21 protein-coding genes are annotated in these 19254 nt (G+C 50.5%); 6 read left to right on the top strand and 15 right to left on the bottom strand.

The genetic code is table 11. The features are described 5' to 3' along the window. Positions 1–25: 25 nt before the first annotated feature. Positions 26–1486, bottom strand: a complete 1461-nt coding sequence (locus tag MHI43_RS11755; RefSeq protein WP_036665527.1) for a sulfatase — start codon at positions 1484–1486, stop codon at positions 26–28. A gap of 256 nt (positions 1487–1742) precedes the next feature. Here MHI43_RS11755 and MHI43_RS11750 point away from each other — a divergent pair, with 256 nt between their 5' ends. Then, positions 1743–2534 (top strand): AraC family transcriptional regulator, encoded by a 792-nt coding sequence (locus MHI43_RS11750; RefSeq protein ID WP_341283260.1) that lies wholly within the window; start codon positions 1743–1745, stop codon positions 2532–2534. Between the two features lie 17 nt (positions 2535–2551). On the opposite strand, the gene MHI43_RS11745 is transcribed toward MHI43_RS11750, so the two are convergent. The 9 genes from MHI43_RS11745 to MHI43_RS11705 form a co-directional block, all read right to left on the bottom strand. After that, positions 2552–3157 carry a methyltransferase domain-containing protein gene (locus tag MHI43_RS11745; protein WP_036665684.1) on the bottom strand — a complete coding sequence of 202 codons (606 nt, stop codon included), beginning with the start codon at positions 3155–3157 and terminating at the stop codon, positions 2552–2554. Positions 3158–3271: 114 nt separating this feature from the next. Beyond that, entirely contained in the window at positions 3272–4054 is a 783-nt protein-coding gene (locus MHI43_RS11740) for a sulfite exporter TauE/SafE family protein (RefSeq protein ID WP_036665533.1), read from the bottom strand. 170 nt (positions 4055–4224) lie between these two features. Continuing rightward, entirely contained in the window at positions 4225–5352 is a 1128-nt protein-coding gene (locus MHI43_RS11735; RefSeq protein ID WP_036665537.1) for an MBL fold metallo-hydrolase, read from the bottom strand. A gap of 109 nt (positions 5353–5461) precedes the next feature. After that, positions 5462–6049 (bottom strand): sulfurtransferase TusA family protein, encoded by a 588-nt coding sequence (locus tag MHI43_RS11730; RefSeq protein WP_015734631.1) that lies wholly within the window; start codon positions 6047–6049, stop codon positions 5462–5464. 112 nt (positions 6050–6161) lie between these two features. After that, on the bottom strand, positions 6162–6458 hold the full coding sequence (locus MHI43_RS11725; RefSeq protein ID WP_036665539.1) for a rhodanese-like domain-containing protein: 297 nt from the start codon (positions 6456–6458) through the stop codon (positions 6162–6164). 29 nt (positions 6459–6487) lie between these two features. Beyond that, positions 6488–6853: a rhodanese-like domain-containing protein gene (locus MHI43_RS11720; RefSeq protein ID WP_015734629.1), complete on the bottom strand. Its 366-nt coding sequence runs from the start codon at positions 6851–6853 to the stop codon at positions 6488–6490. 45 nt (positions 6854–6898) lie between these two features. Beyond that, entirely contained in the window at positions 6899–7384 is a 486-nt protein-coding gene (locus MHI43_RS11715) for a DsrE/DsrF/DrsH-like family protein (protein ID WP_015734628.1), read from the bottom strand. A gap of 93 nt (positions 7385–7477) precedes the next feature. Continuing rightward, complete coding sequence (locus MHI43_RS11710) at positions 7478–7705, bottom strand: sulfurtransferase TusA family protein (RefSeq protein ID WP_036665542.1); 228 nt, start codon at positions 7703–7705, stop codon at positions 7478–7480. Between the two features lie 129 nt (positions 7706–7834). Further along, positions 7835–8095: a metal-sensitive transcriptional regulator gene (locus MHI43_RS11705; protein WP_015734626.1), complete on the bottom strand. Its 261-nt coding sequence runs from the start codon at positions 8093–8095 to the stop codon at positions 7835–7837. A gap of 258 nt (positions 8096–8353) precedes the next feature. Here MHI43_RS11705 and MHI43_RS11700 point away from each other — a divergent pair, with 258 nt between their 5' ends. Next, entirely contained in the window at positions 8354–10006 is a 1653-nt protein-coding gene (locus MHI43_RS11700; protein WP_036665544.1) for an FAD-dependent oxidoreductase, read from the top strand. A gap of 112 nt (positions 10007–10118) precedes the next feature. Here MHI43_RS11700 and MHI43_RS11695 read toward each other — a convergent pair whose 3' ends face one another. The 3 genes from MHI43_RS11695 to MHI43_RS11685 form a co-directional block, all read right to left on the bottom strand. Beyond that, complete coding sequence (locus MHI43_RS11695) at positions 10119–11504, bottom strand: MATE family efflux transporter (RefSeq protein WP_036665546.1); 1386 nt, start codon at positions 11502–11504, stop codon at positions 10119–10121. Positions 11505–11850: 346 nt separating this feature from the next. Continuing rightward, positions 11851–12963, bottom strand: a complete 1113-nt coding sequence (locus MHI43_RS11690; protein ID WP_051425420.1) for a saccharopine dehydrogenase NADP-binding domain-containing protein — start codon at positions 12961–12963, stop codon at positions 11851–11853. 91 nt (positions 12964–13054) lie between these two features. After that, on the bottom strand, positions 13055–13297 hold the full coding sequence (locus MHI43_RS11685) for a hypothetical protein (RefSeq protein ID WP_155989917.1): 243 nt from the start codon (positions 13295–13297) through the stop codon (positions 13055–13057). A gap of 196 nt (positions 13298–13493) precedes the next feature. On the opposite strand from MHI43_RS11685, the gene MHI43_RS11680 reads away from it, so the two are divergent. From MHI43_RS11680 to MHI43_RS11670, 3 genes are all read left to right on the top strand, one after another. Then, a complete protein-coding gene (locus tag MHI43_RS11680) occupies positions 13494–14573 on the top strand; it encodes a LuxR C-terminal-related transcriptional regulator (protein WP_036665549.1) in 1080 nt (359 codons plus the stop codon). Between the two features lie 222 nt (positions 14574–14795). Further along, positions 14796–15416, top strand: coding sequence for a DUF1796 family putative cysteine peptidase (locus MHI43_RS11675; RefSeq protein ID WP_036665551.1), 621 nt, complete (start codon positions 14796–14798; stop codon positions 15414–15416). Between the two features lie 184 nt (positions 15417–15600). Further along, positions 15601–16413, top strand: a complete 813-nt coding sequence (locus MHI43_RS11670; protein ID WP_036665687.1) for a hypothetical protein — start codon at positions 15601–15603, stop codon at positions 16411–16413. Positions 16414–16531: 118 nt separating this feature from the next. Here the strand turns inward: MHI43_RS11670 and MHI43_RS11665 are convergent, their stop codons facing one another. Both MHI43_RS11665 and MHI43_RS11660 read right to left on the bottom strand, forming a co-directional pair. Continuing rightward, the gene (locus MHI43_RS11665) at positions 16532–17122 is read right to left on the bottom strand and encodes a hypothetical protein (RefSeq protein ID WP_036665553.1); all 591 of its coding nucleotides are present in this window, start codon (positions 17120–17122) and stop codon (positions 16532–16534) included. Between the two features lie 172 nt (positions 17123–17294). Further along, positions 17295–18131: an AraC family transcriptional regulator gene (locus MHI43_RS11660; RefSeq protein WP_015734620.1), complete on the bottom strand. Its 837-nt coding sequence runs from the start codon at positions 18129–18131 to the stop codon at positions 17295–17297. Between the two features lie 122 nt (positions 18132–18253). Here MHI43_RS11660 and MHI43_RS11655 point away from each other — a divergent pair, with 122 nt between their 5' ends. Then, on the top strand, positions 18254–19249 hold the full coding sequence (locus MHI43_RS11655; RefSeq protein ID WP_036665556.1) for a Gfo/Idh/MocA family oxidoreductase: 996 nt from the start codon (positions 18254–18256) through the stop codon (positions 19247–19249). Positions 19250–19254: the final 5 nt, after the last annotated feature.

The raw sequence follows: 19254 nt of genomic DNA, 5'->3' as shown, positions 1-19254 counted from the left end.
ATCCTGCTTCACCTTGCTATTGCGATTACACGAACTCCCGAGGATGGCGGCGCATCAGCTCCGGCACCGCTTCTCCCCGGCCCGTGTTCTTCAAACGCTCGATATACCGGGGCAAATGACCTTTGGCGTGGTAAGGTCCCCCCTCTTTCATGACCGTCCACAATGGATCCACGTCAAACGGCATTGTCGACATCATATGATCATGCCACTCATTCAGCAGGTAGACGGCCTCCCGGCAAAGATCCGGTCTTTGAGACGCCTGGTTGTGCTGTTCATAAACGTCCTCGGTGATATGGAACAGCATTTCTTTGTCGAACAGATGAAAGCCGTCATGATAGGTTCGAATGTACAGCCAATCTCCAAACCGCACGCTTCGCTGGCAGACGTGTGCACATTGGGATACCACCAGATACTCCCTGCCGCTCTCGCGTCCGCTTCGCAGGGTCTCGGCATAACTGATTCCATCCCAGCTTCTTGCCGGTGCCACGTTCATATATTCCGCCATCGTAGGCAGTAGATCCAGATGATAGTGCAGATTGCGATCCGATATCCCTTGCATGATGCCGGGCCCTCGGATAATCATCGGAATGCGGCAGGTTCCCTGATCCGCTGTGGCATGTTCGCCATAAATCCCAAGCTCCCCCATGTTCTCGCCATGATCCGCCGTTATGATTACGATCAAGTCATCCATAACGCCCTTGGATTCCAACAGCTCGAAGATGGCCCCGATATGCTCGTCCATATGCCGGATGCCGCAATCATAGCCGTCCACCATCGTCCGCAAATCCTCCATCGTCCGAATCTCTCCGGGATGACGCGGGTAATCGGGGGATACATCACTATTATACATGTTAATTTCGTTTACACCATGCGGGCCGACCTTCTTCTGATGCTCCTGAAGCACGTCTTCGGATAACCACTCCGGAAGAGGATCATGCTCGAACGGATTGCCCAGCGACTGAGGTGCACGATACGGCGTATGCGGATCCCAGAAGTTCACATAGAGCATCCAGTTATCTTCATCGGCGTTGCGATCCAGCCAGTCCAGCACGACCGGAGACACTTCCTCAGCCGACTCCAAGCCGCCTTTGCCTGTATTATACATTTCATTGAAGCCCGCATAGAAGGTCCAGGCGGAATGCCGCTCTCCGAACGGACTGATCAACGCGGTTTTCATGCCGGCCCGGCGGAAAATGGCGGGAAAACTCTCCGAAGCCAGCTTGTCGCGGAAATCCCGCGTAATGCCTTCATGCCGCACGTCGGCTGCCGAGCCTCCATGGCCCACGACCCCGTTATGAATGCCGAACTTGCCGGTCATCAGCGCGGTTCTTGATGGAAAACATGGAGCGTCGGAGGTATAGTAATTGTCGAAGCGTACGCCTTCCGCCGCTATCCGGTCAATGTTGGGCGACGTATTCCGATGGTATCCGTAGCACCCTAAATGATCCGGTCTGGTCGAGTCCAAATCCAGCAATAATACTCTCATTCACGCATCGCTTCCTTCCTCATCCCTTTTCTCATATCCTTCCTGTCAGCGTTTACAGAATGACTGCTTTTGACAGAAATTATAGGCCAATGCTTCGTGTTGAGTCGATGTACATTTCGTTAATTTGTTGTACGATTCTACTCCAAGTTTAGTCAGGAGACTTGAAAACACCAATGAACACCTACTCAAGTAAAGCAAAAATATGCTAGGCTATAGGTATAAAATCACTGAGAGGTGCTTGACTTTGATCCAGTTGATGAGCGTGAATTTTGATGACCATATCCCGAACTGGCGGACTCAACTTGAGACGATACAATACAACGTGCTTGTTGTGGTAAGAGAAGGCAAAGTGAGGTATGAAATCAACGGGGAGGAGATCATTGCTGAAGAAGAAGACGTGCTCTTTATCCCGCAATTGACGAGACGGAGCGGCGGCAACTGGAATGGCATCCCCCATCGGAAATATACCATTCTCTTTACGATGGATCCTCATGTACCCACAGGCATTCCGTTTCTGGATGGGAGTCAATGCCTTAAATTCAACCTAACGCATATTCAGTATGCCTACCGCCGCTGCGAGCGATTATTCGAGGAGATCCGCGGCGGTAAAAGCTACCGCTCCATGATCTGTCAGGGCATCATGCAGGAGCTGCTCGGCATGTTGGCCCGGGAACTTGAGAAGACCGAGCTACCGCCAAGCAAAAGAAACTATGCGGACACCATCAAATCGTATCTGTTGGACCATTACCGCGAACCGATCGAAATCGATAAACTCGCAAAGTTAATCCATCGTTCCCCGAATTATGCCACCGCCCTCTTCAAGGAGGTGTACGGTCATTCCCCGATTCGGTACATGCACCAGCTGCGCGTGCTGGAAGCGTGCGGCCTACTGCTTCATTCCGACATGACAATCGCTCATATCGCCCACTATCTGGGTTATTATGACACGTCCTATTTTTATCGCATGTTTAAAAAATACACCGGTCTGTCACCCTCCGACTATGTGCAACAGGGCGACCGGTCCGATGTATCCAAGCTGTTCACCTAATGCTTATTCGCAAATATTTATTTGATTGACGGCTTTTGCCCCGCAAACTGAATGACATGGGACAAGCCCTGATGCCCCTGTCCTTCCTGCCGAACGACCTCACCCATGAAAAAATGGACAATTCGCCAATCCGCAAAAGCTTCGAGGAAATCCCCGGGCGCGTATAAAAACTGTGGATCTTGCGGTCCCCCGCTGCGATAGGGAATCTGGTACGGGGAATACACTTCGGTGAGAAAATATCCTCCCTGCTTCACCGCGGTTTTCACGCCTTCCAACGTCCTTGTTCTCAATTCTTTGGGAAAATGTCCGAAAACGCAAATGATCTCATCCCATTGCTCCTTCGTCCACTGCGCTTCCCCAAGGTCCACAAGCTCGGTGTGAATCTCAACGCCACTGGCTTCGGCCAGCTTATTGGCTTTGTTCAGGCCGGACTCCGCATAATCCCACACGGTAACGTTCATGCCTTCGCGAGCCAGAAACACCGCATTTCGTCCTTCGCCCTCCGCGATCGCAAGCGCATTACCCGTTAATGCCAACCTCTTATGCATGTCGGCTACAAATACATTGGGCTCGGTTCCGAAGACATAGTCTTCGCCCTGAAACCGTTCATTCCATGGATTCATCATTGGATCCCCCCTATTGATCATCAATTACTTGGATAACATTGGGCATATCACCATATTACCATGCCTGTTTCATCCTCTGCAGCATATCCTCTTACTTAAACGATAGAACCATCATAGAATGTCCAGCCAAATTTTGATGGCTGTAGCCAGGATCAAAACGGCCAGAATGATCTGCAGGAACTTCGTGTTCATTTTCTTGCCTGCGGCAGCTCCAAGTGGAGAAGCGATCAAGCTGGCAACAACCATAATAAGGGCCGGGATATAATCCACTTGCCCCGTCGTCAGCTTGCCAACCGTCGAACCGATGGATGAGATGAAGGTGATCGCAAGCGAGGTGGCAATGGTCATCCGCGTCGGTATTTTCAATACAACCAGCATGATCGGAACGAGCAGGAACGCGCCGGCCGCTCCGACGATGCCGGCTCCGATTCCGACCACAAGAGCCAGTGCAGCGGCCAGCCATTTGTTGAACTTGACCTGATCCAGGGGGATATCGTCCACCCCTTTGTTCGGGATGAACATCATCACGGCCGCAATCAGCGCCAATATGCCGTAGATGAGATTGATGCCGCCTTCGCTCATCATCTTGGAGCCGAAACCGCCGATGAAGCTGCCCAGCAATATGGCCGAACCCATATAGATAATGAGCATTTTGTTCAGATATCCGCCCTTGCGGTATGCCCACACGCCCCCGATCGTGGCAAAGAATACCTGTACGGCGCTTATGCCCGATACTTCATGCGCGGTGAAAGCCGCAAGGCCGAATAACGGCGGGATATACAGCAGCATCGGGTATTTGATAATCGATCCGCCGATGCCAACCATCCCTGATATATAAGAGCCAATGAATCCGATTAAAAATATCGTAATGATGAAGGATATACTTAGTTCCATCGTGCTGCCCCCTTATTTCTCTTTAGAAAAGGGAACCTTCAGGTTCCCTCGGATCTCTTTATATCTTGTTTCATACGTTTATATCCATGGCCGATCTTGTTATCGACCCTTGCTATGACTCATAATTATGAATAATCCTGCCTCTTAACATCCGATTGTCATGGTCCAAATTAACGAACGGCGCAGCGGTTCGGCCCAATCTCCATCTCACGCTGCCGCTCGGTGTCAGGGTTCATTTTCCCCATGTTGGTTTGACGGATTTCCTGATAGCTGTTAGGCTGCGGCGGCAGATTCTTCGTTACCAATGTTCGGAATTCCGTCTCGTCGGCGATGTTGAGGCCATGGTTTTCCCGATACAGCTCTCCCAATTTCTTCGCGACCGTCCCGTCCTCGTTCAATTCGTCCATGATCATGAAATGGGCCGGCAGCACGGTCAGATCATCCGATAGATGGGGGTAGCGGGCATAGAGCGTCTCCCGCAGATCGCCGACCCAATCGTCTGCCAGTCCCGCCAGATCCGGACGGCCGATGGAATCGATAAACAGAATATCGCCTGTCAGCAGGTAGCGGTCATCTATGACAAACGAAGTGGACCCGATGGTATGACCTGGAGAATGGAGCGCATCGATGCGGATGGTGCTCCCGCCAATCACCACTTGATCGCCGTTCTTCAACGGCTCGTATTTAAACACGACCTCGCTGGCATCCTCTGGCGGAAGCCAGTATACGGCTCCTGTCTGCTCTGCAATCATTCGACCGCCGGAAATATGGTCTGCATGGAGATGGGTATCGAACACATGCTTGATTCGGGCATCCACGCTTTCGGCAAATTCAAGATATACCTCCGTCATGCGGGTAGCGTCAAACAATGCCGCTTCGCCGTTCGATACCGCCATATAAGACAAACAGCCTTTGCCGATACGAACAAACTGATATAGCGTGCCGCCATCCGCCAAGCTGCCGATCTTCAGCGGGACAAGATGTTCGCTCCAGGCTTTCATCCCCCCTTTTAAGTACGCGACATTCCGTCCGTGCTCGGCCAGCATCTCGGCCACCATCACCGACGACCCTTCCTTGGCGCATACAACCAGCACTTCTTGATCCATCGGGATTTGATCCAATATTTCTTCCACGCCGTCAATCAAATCAAAATAAGGGATATTCAAATGCCGAACTCCTTCGCCCTCAATCTTCCAATCTTCAAAATCCGAAGGGTTCCGCACGTCCAATAGAAACAGGCTCTCTTTGCGAATCACCTTCATGGCCACTTCTTGCGCTTTCATTTCTCTCATTGTCATGGTACTCTTCCTCCTCTTAAATTCAGTCATTGGATCTGATAAATTGCACATTCCTTCCGGCTGCCCATTGTAAATACGAAGTGCTAAGCATGCTTATTGGACAGCCATCTTAAGCATCTGCGCCCTCATTCAAGCCCAACGTTTCTCCTCTCCAGCCGCTCATGCCCGGCACCACGTTTATAATGCTTGCATAGCCTTTAGCTGAGAGCTTTTGCGCAGCGAGGTCGCTCCTTGTCCCGGTCCGGCAGATGACATAGATCTCATCCTCTTTGTTCAGCTCGACCATGCGTTCATCCAGTTCGCCAAGCGGAATCGATACGGCATTGCGAATATGCCTGAAAGCAAACTCCGCCGCTTCCCTCACATCCAGGACGATGATTGGCGCTCCGGACGCAAGTTTCTCCTCCAGCTGATCATTAGACGCTACATGTGGATAGCTTCGTTCTGCGGTTTCTTCCCCTGACGATTTGCGAAGGTAGTGCTTCAGCACATCCCCCTCTTCAATCGTACCGAGATATTGATGGCCCGTGCTTTCCGCCCATGCCTGCATGTCGGCCTTGGAACCTTTGTCGGTTGCCTCTACCTCCAGCACATAACCGGCTTCAAGATCCTTCATCGCTTTTTTCGTGCGGACGATGGGCATCGGGCATGCCAGCCCCTTAGCGTCCAGCTTCATATTCGATTCAATTGCTGCCATATCACATACAACCTCCATTACTTTTTTTGTTAAATCCCTCATACCCTTAGGGGTATATTTCTTTTCAAAAAAAAGGGTGACTAACACACCCATTCTTTTCACATCGACACGATTACTCTGTTTCGCCTTCCCATGCGAGCATGCCGCCCGTCATATTGACGACGTGATAGCCTTGGCCTTCCAAATATTCAGCTGCACGGCCGCTGCGGCCGCCGGAACGGCATACCATGACATATTCTTTCGACCGATCAAGATCCTGCTTGCGGAATTCAATCAGACCGAGGGGAATCTTGACGGCACCCGGAATTTTCCCTTCCGCGACTTCTTCCGCTTCTCGCACATCAATGATATTCACGGCTGTCCCGTCACTCAACATCCGCTCTAGTTCTTTTGGAGAAATTTCTCTCATGTTGATCAGTACTCCCTTTACTTTTAAGTTTACGACCAGGCATTCATGCCGCCTTTCACATTCGTTACCTTCACAAAGCCTGATTTCTTTAATGTTTTGCTCGCTTTGTTGCTTCGCATACCGCTTTGGCAGATCAATACCACTTCCCTTTCTTTGGAGAGCGACTCGCTGCTCAACAAGAGCTGATCCAGCGGAATATTGCGGAAACCCCGAATGTGATTTCCCTTAAATTCTCCCGGCGTCCGGACATCGATGAACTGCTTGTTCGTATTGGCATCCTTCAGCTCATGGTTTAGCTGAGCCGCGGTAATTTGCCTGACTCCTTTGGCCGGGAGAATTCTCCAAACGACAAACAGAATGATAAGTGCAATGAACAATACATTGAGAATATCCATTTTTATTCCCTCTCTTTATAACAGCAGCCTTCGCTGCTGTTTTCCTTAAATGAACAAGTTAACGTTGCCATCCTGAGCGTCGCCCAAATATGCCGCAACGCCCGCATACTCGATGCCGTCCAGCAGTTCTTCTTGCTGCAGCCCAAGCAGATCCATCGTCATCGTGCATGCAACCAGCTTCACGTCCTGCTCCTGTGCCATCTCGATCAATTGCGGAAGCGGAACGGCGTTGTGTTTCTTGATTACGTCCTTGATCATTTTGGGACCCATCCCGGCAAAATTCATTTTGGAAAGTCCCATGTGGTTGGATCCGCGCGGCATCATTTTTCCGAACATCTTCTCGATGAAGCTTTTTTTCTTGGGCAGCAGGACATCCTCATCCTTCCGCAATGCGTTCAGCCCCCAGAAGGTGTGGAATATCGTCACCTCATGGTCGTATGCGGCCGCACCGTTGGCGATAATATAGGCTGCCATCGCTTTGTCATAATCGCCGCTGAATAATACGATCGTTGTCTTTTTTGTTTCCGTCACGTCATGATCTCCCCCTGTAATGCGTTTATGAATAAATCCAATACAAAGTCAGTCACTCAAATACCCCTAGGGGTATTTTAATGTTCAAAAAAATTATCCCTTCCTAATCCAAAACTTCAGCACGCCGCCATCCTCTTGATGTTCCAGCATCTCGTTGCCCGTCGATTTGGCCCAAGCCGTCAAATCGCTCTTCGCGCCTTGATCCGTTGCATGAATCTCAAGCACTTGACCTTGTTCCATTTCTTTCATCTGTTTCTTTGTTTTCACGATCGGCATGGGACAGGCCAAGCCTTTAACGTCCAATAGTTTATCCGCGTTCATCATGATTCCTCCTTAAAATGAAAGAGTATATGGTTCAATTAAATACCCATGGGGGTATATCAAACAATGTCGAAGGTCCTGTCAATCATTTTGGTGGATCCTGATATTGAAATGAAGGACACTTCCCCATTATCTGCTCTTAACAAGCAGATTTACCGCTTCAACCACAAGCTTCTCCGTATCCTGCCCGGTCTCTGCGGCCTGCTGTACGCATTCCACAAGATTTGAGCTGACGATAACGCCGATTGTCCGATCGATCGCCGTCCGTGTCGCAGACAGCTGGGTGATCACTTCCTTGCAATCCTGGTTCTCATCCATCATTTTGAGGATGCCGCGCAGCTGACCTTCAATGCGTTTCACCCGATTCTTCATCTGATCATTGTAATCCATCTGGATCCCCCTCCTGTCTGTGTACTATTATTAGGATGCATGATTTAAAGCATATAGGTTGCATGCCCTTAATATATACCCCCGTGGGTATTTTGTCAAATTTCGGCTGCCGCAGCTTCATTGAGATGAGCTCTAACTTGCCGCTTAACAGACATTTCTGATATTTGTCACACCTATTTGTGCTGTGTTATGCTATTATACCCCATAGGGTATATATAATCCGTTCGTAATTTACACCAAATCAGGGAGGAATATTCGATGGGCAAAAAAATCGTCATTGTCGGCGGTGTAGCAGGTGGCGCCTCGGCAGCTGCCAGATTGCGGAGATTGGATGAGAGCTCTGCCATTGTTTTAGTGGAACGCGGGGAATATATTTCGTTTGCCAACTGCGGTCTGCCCTACTATATAGGAGAAACTATAACCGACCGCAATAAGCTTATGGTGCAGACCGTACCCGGCCTTAGCCGCCGCTACGAGCTGGATATTCGCAATCTTAGCGAAGTTACGTCCATTCTGCGTGATAAAAAAATGGTTGCGATTAAAAATCTTGCTACCGGCGAAACCTACACCGAGAGCTATGATTATCTGATCCTGTCACCCGGTGCGAAGCCCGTGGTGCCGGATATTCCCGGCTTGTCCGAAGCTCGTAACGTATTCACGTTGCGCAACATTCCCGATACGGACAAGATCAAGCGGCACGTGGATGAAGCCCAGCCGAAAGAAGCCGTTATTGTCGGGGGCGGGTTTATCGGGCTGGAAATGGCCGAGAATCTGGCGGATCGCGGCGTTCAGGTGACCGTCATCGAAATGGCCAACCAGGTGATGGCTCCGCTCGATTACGAAATGGCCGCGATTGTCCAGTCGCACCTTAAGGAAAAAGGAGTTCGTCTGATTCTAGAGGATGGCGTAGAAGCGTTTCATGACGGCGGCCAACAAATCGAGCTTTCCAGCGGCAAACGGATATCAACCGAGATGACCTTGCTTTCGATAGGCGTTCGGCCAGAGAGCATGCTGGCGTCAGCTGCCGGCCTTCCCGTCAATGATCGCGGCGGAATTCAAGTTAACGAATATATGCAGACCGCCGACCCGAGCATTTATGCCATCGGCGATGCGATTGAGGTAAAGGATTATGTCCTTCAGACCCGGGCCTTTATCCCGCTCGCCGGTCCTGCCAATCGGCAGGGACGCTTGGTTGCGGATCATATCTATGGTAAAAACAATCGTTACAAAGGCACGCTCGGTTCGTCGATTGCCAAGGTTTTTGATCTAACGGTTGCTGCGACAGGTGTTAACGAAAAGCGCCTGAAGCAGATGAACCTACCTTATCACGCCATTCATATTCACCCCTCGTCGCATGCCGGGTACTACCCCAGGGCGTATCCCATTTCCTTGAAGCTGTTATTCCATCCGGAAACAGGTCAAATCTATGGGGCGCAAGCGATTGGAGCAGATGGCGTGGACAAGCGAATCGATGTCATTGCTACAGCAATCAAGGGAAATCTCAATGTATGGGACTTGACGGAGCTGGAGCTTTCCTACGCGCCCCCTTATTCCTCCGCCAAAGACCCGGTTAACTATGCCGGATATGTTGCCGCCAACATCTTGGAGGGCTTGGTTGAAACGGTCCAATGGCATGAAATCGACGATCTGGTTGGAAAAGGTGCAACCCTGATCGACGTCCGCGAGCCTAAGGAGAGGTTAACAGGATATATCCAAGGTTCCATCAACATTCCGCTTAACGATCTGCGCAGCCGACTGAAGGAACTGCCGGAGAATGAAACGCTGTACGTGACTTGCCAGGTTGGACTGCGCGGATACTTGGCGGCGCGTATTTTGACAGAGCACGGTTTCCGGGTAAAGAATCTGGACGGCGGCTGGAAAACGTACTCGTCCGCGTATAAACCGTCCTAATCGGTCCCAACTGAAAATGCCTTGAATCGATGGACACAACGATTGCCATTCAGAACAGCATGCAAAAAAGCCCCGCCAAAACGGGGCTTTTCTTCTTAAAATTAAATAATGGCTAAATCAGTTTATGCGCATACCATTTCTTTCCTCGGAAGCGCCATAGGAAGACGGCTCCCCTTACGCCCCATTCGCAGTTCATGGCCAGCCATACGCCGAGAATGCCCCAGCCCAGAACGATTCCCATAATATAACCGAGAATCACCCGGAACAGCCACATGGTCAGCATCGAGGTGATCGACGTAAACCGCGAGTCGCCTGCCGCACGCAAGGCCGATGGCAGGATAAAGCTAATCGACCACAGCGGCACCTGCACAAGCGTGTTGATCAACAGCACCACGAACAGATCGTTCACGATTTCCGGCGGCGGATTGAACAGTCCCACCAACGGCCGGTAGAGCGGCATCAATATCAGTCCCATCAGGGCCAGCGAGAACGCGCCCAGCCAGAGAAAAGATTTGATGAACTTGCGGGCATCGGCAATATTTCCGCGGCCGATGCATTGACCAACAACGGTCACGATCGTTAAGGACAACGCGCTGGCCGGAATTTGGAAGACGGCCGCAAGCGATGACCCGATTGCGTTTGTTGCAATGGCATATGTGCCCAGGCTGACGATAAACACTTGGGTTAACAGCTTTCCTCCGTTAAAGAACATCTGCTCGGCCGCGAACGGAAGCCCGATAAACATAATTTTGCGCAGCATCGATATCGGAAAATGAAACAGGTCCCGCAGGCGGATATGCAGCGTCGCGTCTACTTTAAACAGATAATATAGCGCGCAGGCCGCCCCGGCAAAACGGGCGATGTTGATGGCCAGCGTCATGCCCATAACGCCCATATTCAGCAGCGTGATGAACACGATGTTCAGCAGAACGTAGAGCAGGTTCATGATCAGCGACAACGCCAGTGAGGCGCGGGTCTTGCCAATACCCCTCAGCGCGCCGCAGACCGCCTGCACAATCGCAATCCCGAGAAAGGAAGTGCTGCTTCCGATCAGATAAATCCGCGCACTCTCCAGCACTTCGGGCGACGCTGAGCCGAACAACAGATTCAGCACCGGCTGGTGAAGCCCGATGATCAGCAGCGCGATCGCTAAAGCAATCATCGCCACCGAAGTTACCGTGGCGGCGGATGCCCGGGATATCATCATCGCATTGCCGCTTCCCTTGTACTGCGCAACAACGACGGTGCCCCCGGTTGCCACTGCCACAAACACATTAATCAAGAAGATGTTCAGGGAGTCCACCATGTTCACGGCGCTGACCGCCGATACGCCCGACGAGCTGATCATGGCCGTGTTGACCAGGTTCAACCCGATGATGAATGCCTGGTCGATCAATATCGGAAAAAATAAAGCAAAAATCTGCCGGTAGTCCATCGACTCCCCGGATAAATGATGTTGAAGCAAACCGTTCATTCGGGTTCGTAATCGAACCAACATCTGTCATCACATTCTTTTCGTTGTAATATAAAAAGAAAAAACTCTTCATGCGAAGAGCTTCAGGCTTACGGTATTTAGAAATGGCTGCCGTAACCGTCACTTGGGAGAGCTCACTCCCTCGCCAAGGGGACAATACGGATGGATTCATTGATCCCGGATAAACCCCGTCTTTGATTGGAGGATATCACCAGACCCGGGTTCTGTCAACGAATGCAAGGCACAGGAAATGACCGTAAACCGCTGATATATGGAGCTTCATGCGAGCCTGCAGGTGATAACCCTTTAAATGATGGAACGGTAAGGGGAGAAGAGGTTTTCCTTCCATCGGTGCTTTCGAAGAAGCCTCTTATGACTCAATTTGTCCATCAAATGAATCCTCGTCCCTCACCCCATCCCTTCTTACCTCCACGCTAATCTCCTTTTCCATCCAATCCTCCATGTCCGCTAACTCATATACTTGTTCAATATGGAACACCCCGCTCGGCACATCCCCCTTATACACAGCCTCCGCAACCGTGATCGCCACCTTGGCCGTCAACCGGGACTGATCCCGCCCGACCAGCAAGCATTCCACCTTGCTGACTTTGCCATGGAGCTGGCCATATGCATCAACCCTCAGAGCGACCGCATCCGATCCCATTTTTAAATTCATTATGGCCTGAACCGCAGCATTCCGTATCCATTTGACTTTCAGCAGGAAATGCAGTCCGGAAGCACGGCATCCTGCCAAGATCGAAGTTAGGAGGGGAGAATCAAAGCCCAACCGTGTGGACACGGCGGATACACCCATAGTGTGCAGCAGTGTGGATTGATCCGAAAAAGGAAATCGATACACCTTTTTACGTCCTATTTTGCTGCCAAAATAAACCGACCTTCCATCGGAGAAACTCGCAACCGTCCGAAAGCGATGGTTCTCCATCACCTGAAAGGTGGACAGAAGATTGTCCACGGTCCACTCCACGGCGGCCTTGCCGTGCCGGTCCCCTAAACCGAGCATGATGGAAATATCAACCGACTCCGTCACATCCAAACTTTGACCCGCCAAGCTAACCATGAGATTCGTTAATCCAGGGGCCAGGCCAACACTCAGAACCGCGGTCGATCGGTATTCCTCCGCTGCATCCCGCCACTTCGCCACTTGACTCAGAAATTCTGCATTTGCCGATATATCCACATAATGCGTCCCGCTCCGGAGGCAAGCCGCTACCCAAGCGTCGTCCGTCTGATCAAGACACATAACCACAAGTTTTATCCGTTCCCATTCACTATCCATGACCGGCTGATCCAAATCCAATCGCATCGGCAGCACGTTCCCGCCTGTCTCACGGCTGAAACGTTCCGCTCTTTCCAAACTTCTGCCTGCAGCGTACACAAACCCTGGATATTTCTCTCCGAGCTCCCTGCATATCATACTCCCAACATGTCCGTATCCGCCTACAACCACGATCCGTTCCTTCATGATGCTTCATCTCCAAACTTTATAAAATTCGATGTACATAGTAGAGCCGGCTCGAACTGGATAAGTCTCTGGGATCTTAAGGCGGCGACAATTATAGAAGGCTAAGCCAAGCCTTGATTGCAAACCATCCCTCGACCAGAAAAGCGCCGAAATAGCGGGTAACTTCCTGAAAACCGGCTTCATGGAGCAGGTCCCGCAAAACGTATTCCGAGATGGGATGGGAGCCGTCCCCCATTAACTGCGAAAAACGCTCCCATTCTTCCTCCGGGATGCCGTCACTCCGCATTTCCGGGCGATCGTCTTTAGGTAGCGTCCGGCATGAGCTTGATTCCACTCCATCGGAATAAGCTCATTTTTCACTTCGTCCATGTTCAAGCCTCCCTTTTTCTTCACGGTGCAAATCTACGGGTTCTTTCATTCGTTTCGCAAACATGACATAATAAGAATCATTCTCAATTATAAGGATGGGAAGCCATAAACCTATCCCAGAAATGTGGGGTTTTCCAGACGAATGAAACGGGTGACTGCATATGGACACAAAGCTTAACGGCTTAATCGATAAAATAACGGCGCTTGGCGCAGCTAGATCCACCTCGCGCGCCTTCCGAACCGGACTGATCCGGCAGCTGCGCGGCTGGATTCCCTTCGACTCGGCTTGCTTTACAACGGTAGATCCGCGCACCTTGCTCTCGACGGGCGCCGTGACGGATGATAACATCGAGGCGATTCATGATCGCCTCTTCGAATACGAATATTTGCACATCGACTACAATCACTATCATGAATTGGCGAAATCCGGGGAACCGGTAGCCATATTAAGCGGAGCTGCGAACGGCGAACTGAGCAGAAGCCCCCGTTATCTGAACGTGCTGCAGCCGGCAGGTTTTCATGATGAGATGCGAGCCGCTCTGGTGGCCGACGGCATGTGTTGGGGATTTCTGACGCTGTTCCGCCGGAATGACCAACCGTTTTTTAAGGAAGTGGAACGGCAGCTCCTCTCCTCCCTCGTCCCTTTCATGGCTGCTGCGCTCCGTGATCGAAGCCTTCCGCGATCGGCTGAAAATCGGACGAATCCATGGACTGAAACCGGTTTATTGCTGCTGTCCGAAACGCTTGATATTCTTTCGTATAACCATGCTGCACAGTACTGGATGACATCCCTGCAGGACGCAGAGGAATTGGAGGCTGAATCGCTCCCCCGCCCGCTTCGCGCTGTCTGTTTCCGGGCTTTGGCTGAAGACGGCGGAACTGCGAGCTTGACTTCGACCGCATGTACTCACGTTCGGCTTCGAGACGACACCTTTGCCACCATTCGGGCATGTCGTCTGAACGGTCCAGATTCTGCTGCAAAGCTAGCCGTAACCTTTGAGTCTGCCCATACAATGGATATGCTGCCGTTAATCTCGGATTCACTGGGTCTGACGGAGCGAGAGAACGAAGTCATCAGCGGAATTCTACGAGGCTTTTCCACCAAAGAGATGGCTCAAGCCCTGTTTATATCCCCCTACACGGTACAGGATCATCTGAAGTCCATCTTTCTTAAAACCGGCGTCAACAGCCGCAGGGAGTTGATTTGGCAGCTGCATTCCAAATACAGCTTGAACTCTTGAGTTTGAAACCGGGGGACTCTTTCATGCAAACGGAAAATATAAATATATGAAAAAAACGAGGCGCATCCATCTTTCGCTTCGTTTTTTGGTGCGGTGTTCCGCTCCTCGGCTTAAATCAATGCTGATTTGGCGGTCCCCAAGCCTTCCCTTGGTCACTACTCCATACCAACTCTATCAAGCTGCATATGATATCAAATGATAGATTGGAGGAGATCTGGTAGCATGATAACTCAAATGGAGTTCGATTGCGTTTTCAGTCTGGGGCACAACTGTCAGGTTGCCGCTCAGCTTAGAAGAAACAACCTGCGTCGCACGGCAGGTCCATGGGACTGGTTCAACTTCGCTTCAACCCGCGAATTTTGCAAAGTCATCCATCATCGATTCAGCGAATTCATGCTCCGGGAAAACCTGGACATCTACGGCAAATCCGTCAACTGTTATTATGTACGGGACAAACAATCCTCTTGTTTATCCTTCCACGACTTCCGGAACGACCCGAAAGAGCAGCCGCTATATGACTACCCTGCTTTCCGAGAACGGCTGGATCGAAGAATCGAGCGTTTTAACCGCTGCTTGAATTCGGATCGGAAGACGCTTCTCGTGCGCATCATCCCGCATATAAAGGATGCCGAAACGATAGACCAGGTTATTTGCGAAACATATGCCAACCCGAACGTAACCCTGTTATTTGTCCTGCTTGGCAACCGTGAACAAGTCGTAAATCTTCCCTCATTCTCGGATCGGGTGCTTATCAAGCAAATCCCGAAGGGGGCGACCTGGGAGGGAAATTCGGATGCGTGGAAGACCCTTCTTGGTGGGTTTTCGCTCACTACAGGGGAATAAATGTTTGACAAAACCGGGTTTTTCCCGTATATTTACAAAAAAAGCATATCAGTAACCCTTACGAAGGAAGCACCCGTAAGTCTGGCGTTTATTACGCCTTTCTAACGGGTGCTTTTTGTCGTTGGCGGAGGTTCCCCAGCTTGATCTTCTGGGCTGGAATGAAATAAGAGAAGGAGCGATTATGATGTTGAAAAGATTATGGTTTTCTATCCTTGCAATGGTACTGCTGCTCACCCTTACCCCCATTCCTTTCGCGAATGCTGCAGCCATTGAGTTCACCGATTCGGTTCAAGCTCAATTGAATGCCACGGCAGACCGGGCCGGCGGAACCGTTCGTTCGAAACTGAAGAAGCAGTACGATGATTTTAAATCGGAACGGAAACAGGTCATGGATTGGGACGATCGGATTTCTTCGCTTCGTTATGCCAATGAAGCCAAAGCTTCGGAAACTCGCAAACGAATCAGCGAAATCGACAAGGACAAAATCCGCAGGCTGGAGGATCAGCTCCAAGCAGCTAAATCCAAATACCAGCCGCTGTTTGATACCTATTCCGCTCTCAATAAACAAATCGCCGCAGCCAAAAAACTGAAGGACAAATCGCTATCCAAAATGTTGCAGTCACAGGCCGGCGGCATGAAGATCCTGGTTGCCTTGGGACGTGAGGATATTCGAAACAAACAAGCGGCGCTTACGGCCGCCAAGAAAGAGAGAACTTCCAAAGCGGCTAAAGTCCGTTCCATCCTGTCCGAAATCGATCCGTACAAAAGCAAGATCAAAGGCGATAAAAGCGCTATGACTACGCCAAATAAACTAATGACAACCGAGTGGAAAAATTTCAAAGCCGCCGTAAAGGCCTATGAATCCGCCAGAACCAGCGATGCCCTGTCCAGGCTGCTGACGCTCTCAGGGCAGATCCTGGCCAAAAAGAAAAGCATCCATACTTACGAACAAAAAATCGAGTCCGTCATCTCGCGCGCTAATGCACAATTAAGGTAACGTTTTACCGAGTCCATCCTAGCAGATAGAGACATTTCGGCAATGCGATGATATAAGAACCCCTTCCACCATGGGTAGAAGGGGGCGATGTTTAAAATAAAGATTCGCATTTTATAACTCATCGAGCAACCGTTTGGAGAGGGTATTGGCATCCGGCCAATCTGGATTGATCGAGCAGCGGATAATCATATAACATCCCTTCATAGATAACCTCGAACGCCGGATGCTGAAAAAAATCATTCGGCGTTACTGCCGAGGAAGGCCGATCCCATAAATGGATTCTGCTTTGCTTCATCGCTTCGGCAACGAATTGCGAACAGAAATAGGATCGTTCCCTCGTAATATCGAGTCTCATCAGCACGCCGAACATGCCGATGAGATTATAGCCATAGGCTTCCTCTTCATCCTGGTAATGCCGGATCACGCGTCTTGCCGCCTCATATTGCTGAGGGGCGACTTCGAGACGAAGCAGAGCGCAGCGCGTGCCGGGGAAGTGGCGAAAAGTTCCCTCATACACATCCTCCTCCACGAATCCTCCGACCCAAGGATTGTTGGCGCACTTTCGTCCGAAGCTGAACACTTCATTCAAGTTCTCGTCGAGCGCCAGCGAGGCATGATTATAAGGCGCAGCAGTGATTCGTTTGATCAATTTCGTAAACATCGTTCCCGTATCAGTCAGTAGAACATATATATTTTTGTTATCGGACATTTGGCTTTCCCCCACATACATTGATGAACTTTTCATAGAATCCGGATTTCGTCAAATCCTTCGTTAACTTCATTGTAGTTGAGGCAAGCCGTTTCCATAACCGACTATAGGTGTGATTAGGACCTGGACCTAAGTCGAGTTCTTACCTGACCTGACGACGTAATCCATATAACTATACCCCATACAAGCGACGATAGGAAGACGGCGTCATGCCTTCGTGCTCCATAAATCGCTTGTTAAAGTAACTGACGCTCGGGTAACCCGCTTCCACTGCAATTTGTCCGATCGTTTTATCTTTATGATCGAGCAGCCATTGCTTAGCCATCTGAAGACGGCAGCGCGTCACAAAATCCATCGGCGTCATCTCCATGACGTTGCGGAATAATTTACAAAAATAGTACGTGGATACGCCTAACCTAGCCGCCCACTCTTCCAAAATAAACGGCTGCGCAGCTTCCTGCTGCATGATGGGCAGCAGCTCGTGAATTCGGTTCGCCGAATTGTTGGATTTATTATCCGATAAGGAGGACGCCTGTTCGACGAATACGGCTAACAAGGAATACGTCAAGGTGGACAATTGCGCAGGCTTCAGCATGCGATGGGTTTCCGCCTCATTCAAGAGCGCCTCATGCGCTTCTTCAAAGACCGCCGGCTGCCGAATGCTCCAAAGCTGGCTTTTATGAAATCCGCGCTCGATGAAATAATTCTGCAGGCCGCTGCCATAAAAATGGAACCAGCGGACATCCCAAGGATCGTCCTCGCTGCTGTAATAATGCTGAGCTTGCATGGGAAAATACAGCACGGCTTCCCCTGGGCCGAGCGTATGAACGACATTGTCGATTTCAACATGCCCTTTTCCGGTAGCAACATAGTGAATATTGAAATTGTTTAAAGAACCGGCTGCCCGTGTCACCGTGTGATCCGGCTCATCCCGGTAGATCCCTACCGATTCCGGCAGACAGAAGAACGGCATTTGCGGAAGGGTCAGCAGATGGCTTTGTCGTTTCATCTCCATCCTCCTATAATGACAATATTGTTTTATTACACTACAAAATAATATTATATCAATTTTATTTCTTGTCTTTTATAATCACAATATAATCTTAATAAGTTGTATAGGAGCTGATGAACATGACTCAAAAACTTCGTTGGGGGATACTTGGATGCGCCAGCATTGCCAAACGTTCGGTCATACCCGGTCTGCAGCAATCCCGTCTCAATGAAGTCGTTGCCATTGCCAGCCGCGACCAGGCAAAAGCAGAGCAAACCGCCGAGGAACTGAAGATTCCGACTGCATACGGCAGTTATGAGTCCTTGCTTGAGGATTCTTCCATAGATGCTGTCTATATCCCGCTACCTAACCATCTACATAAAGAATGGAGCATCCGTGCAGCGGAAGCCGGCAAACATATACTGTGCGAAAAACCGCTGGCGCTGACGGAAGCAGAGGCGGCCGAAATGGCTGACGCGGCCGCGACAGCGGGCGTGATTCTCGCCGAAGCCTTTATGTACCGCTATCATCCGCGATACGACTTGCTGAAGGAAATGATCGACTCCGGTGCCATTGGGGAAATTCGGGGCATTCGCAGCGCGTTTACTTTTAACAGCTCGGCCAATCATGGAAATGTCCGGTTTCGCAAAGATTGGGGCGGCGGTTCGATTTATGATGTCGGCTGTTATCCGATCAATGCCGCGCGCATCCTGCTGGATAAAGAACCGGAAGCGGTTACCGTTCAAGCCTTCTTCTCGCCTGAGCATGATCATGTCGACATGATGGCCTCCGGCTTGATCGAATTTGACGGCAACGTTGCCCTGACCTTTGATTGCGGCATGTGGGCGGCTTATCGGAATCCCCTTGAAATTGTTGGCACGGATGGCCTGATTGAAGTCCCATACGCCTACAGCCTGCCTGAGAACGGAGCAAACTTCTTCTTAACGACCGGCGATGGACGCAAAGAAATCGAGGTTCCTCATGCAAACGCATACAGCGAACAAGGTGACCGGATAGCGGAAGCCGTTTTGTACGACAAGCCTCTCCGCTACTCGACGGAGGATGCGGTTCGCAACATGAGAGTCATCGATGCCTGCCTGCAATCTGCCCACGAACGTACGAGAATCGTGCTGTAATTCAC

Source organism: Paenibacillus sp. FSL H8-0457 (genome assembly GCF_038051935.1).
Classification (GTDB): Bacteria; Bacillota; Bacilli; order Paenibacillales; family Paenibacillaceae; genus Paenibacillus_AQ; species Paenibacillus_AQ lautus_A.
This window is presented reverse-complemented; position numbering and strand designations above follow the sequence as displayed.

Coding starts and splice junctions, on each gene's coding strand:
- MHI43_RS11755 (WP_036665527.1), bottom strand. CDS start 1,486: ATGAGAGTATTATTGCTGGATTTGGACTCGACCAGACCGGATCATTTA.
- MHI43_RS11750 (WP_341283260.1), top strand. CDS start 1,743: ATGAGCGTGAATTTTGATGACCATATCCCGAACTGGCGGACTCAACTT.
- MHI43_RS11745 (WP_036665684.1), bottom strand. CDS start 3,157: ATGAATCCATGGAATGAACGGTTTCAGGGCGAAGACTATGTCTTCGGA.
- MHI43_RS11740 (WP_036665533.1), bottom strand. CDS start 4,054: ATGGAACTAAGTATATCCTTCATCATTACGATATTTTTAATCGGATTC.
- MHI43_RS11735 (WP_036665537.1), bottom strand. CDS start 5,352: ATGACAATGAGAGAAATGAAAGCGCAAGAAGTGGCCATGAAGGTGATT.
- MHI43_RS11730 (WP_015734631.1), bottom strand. CDS start 6,049: ATGGCAGCAATTGAATCGAATATGAAGCTGGACGCTAAGGGGCTGGCA.
- MHI43_RS11725 (WP_036665539.1), bottom strand. CDS start 6,458: ATGAGAGAAATTTCTCCAAAAGAACTAGAGCGGATGTTGAGTGACGGG.
- MHI43_RS11720 (WP_015734629.1), bottom strand. CDS start 6,853: ATGGATATTCTCAATGTATTGTTCATTGCACTTATCATTCTGTTTGTC.
- MHI43_RS11710 (WP_036665542.1), bottom strand. CDS start 7,705: ATGAACGCGGATAAACTATTGGACGTTAAAGGCTTGGCCTGTCCCATG.
- MHI43_RS11705 (WP_015734626.1), bottom strand. CDS start 8,095: ATGGATTACAATGATCAGATGAAGAATCGGGTGAAACGCATTGAAGGT.
- MHI43_RS11700 (WP_036665544.1), top strand. CDS start 8,354: ATGGGCAAAAAAATCGTCATTGTCGGCGGTGTAGCAGGTGGCGCCTCG.
- MHI43_RS11695 (WP_036665546.1), bottom strand. CDS start 11,504: ATGTTGGTTCGATTACGAACCCGAATGAACGGTTTGCTTCAACATCAT.
- MHI43_RS11690 (WP_051425420.1), bottom strand. CDS start 12,963: ATGAAGGAACGGATCGTGGTTGTAGGCGGATACGGACATGTTGGGAGT.
- MHI43_RS11680 (WP_036665549.1), top strand. CDS start 13,494: ATGGACACAAAGCTTAACGGCTTAATCGATAAAATAACGGCGCTTGGC.
- MHI43_RS11675 (WP_036665551.1), top strand. CDS start 14,796: ATGATAACTCAAATGGAGTTCGATTGCGTTTTCAGTCTGGGGCACAAC.
- MHI43_RS11670 (WP_036665687.1), top strand. CDS start 15,601: ATGTTGAAAAGATTATGGTTTTCTATCCTTGCAATGGTACTGCTGCTC.
- MHI43_RS11665 (WP_036665553.1), bottom strand. CDS start 17,122: ATGTCCGATAACAAAAATATATATGTTCTACTGACTGATACGGGAACG.
- MHI43_RS11660 (WP_015734620.1), bottom strand. CDS start 18,131: ATGAAACGACAAAGCCATCTGCTGACCCTTCCGCAAATGCCGTTCTTC.
- MHI43_RS11655 (WP_036665556.1), top strand. CDS start 18,254: ATGACTCAAAAACTTCGTTGGGGGATACTTGGATGCGCCAGCATTGCC.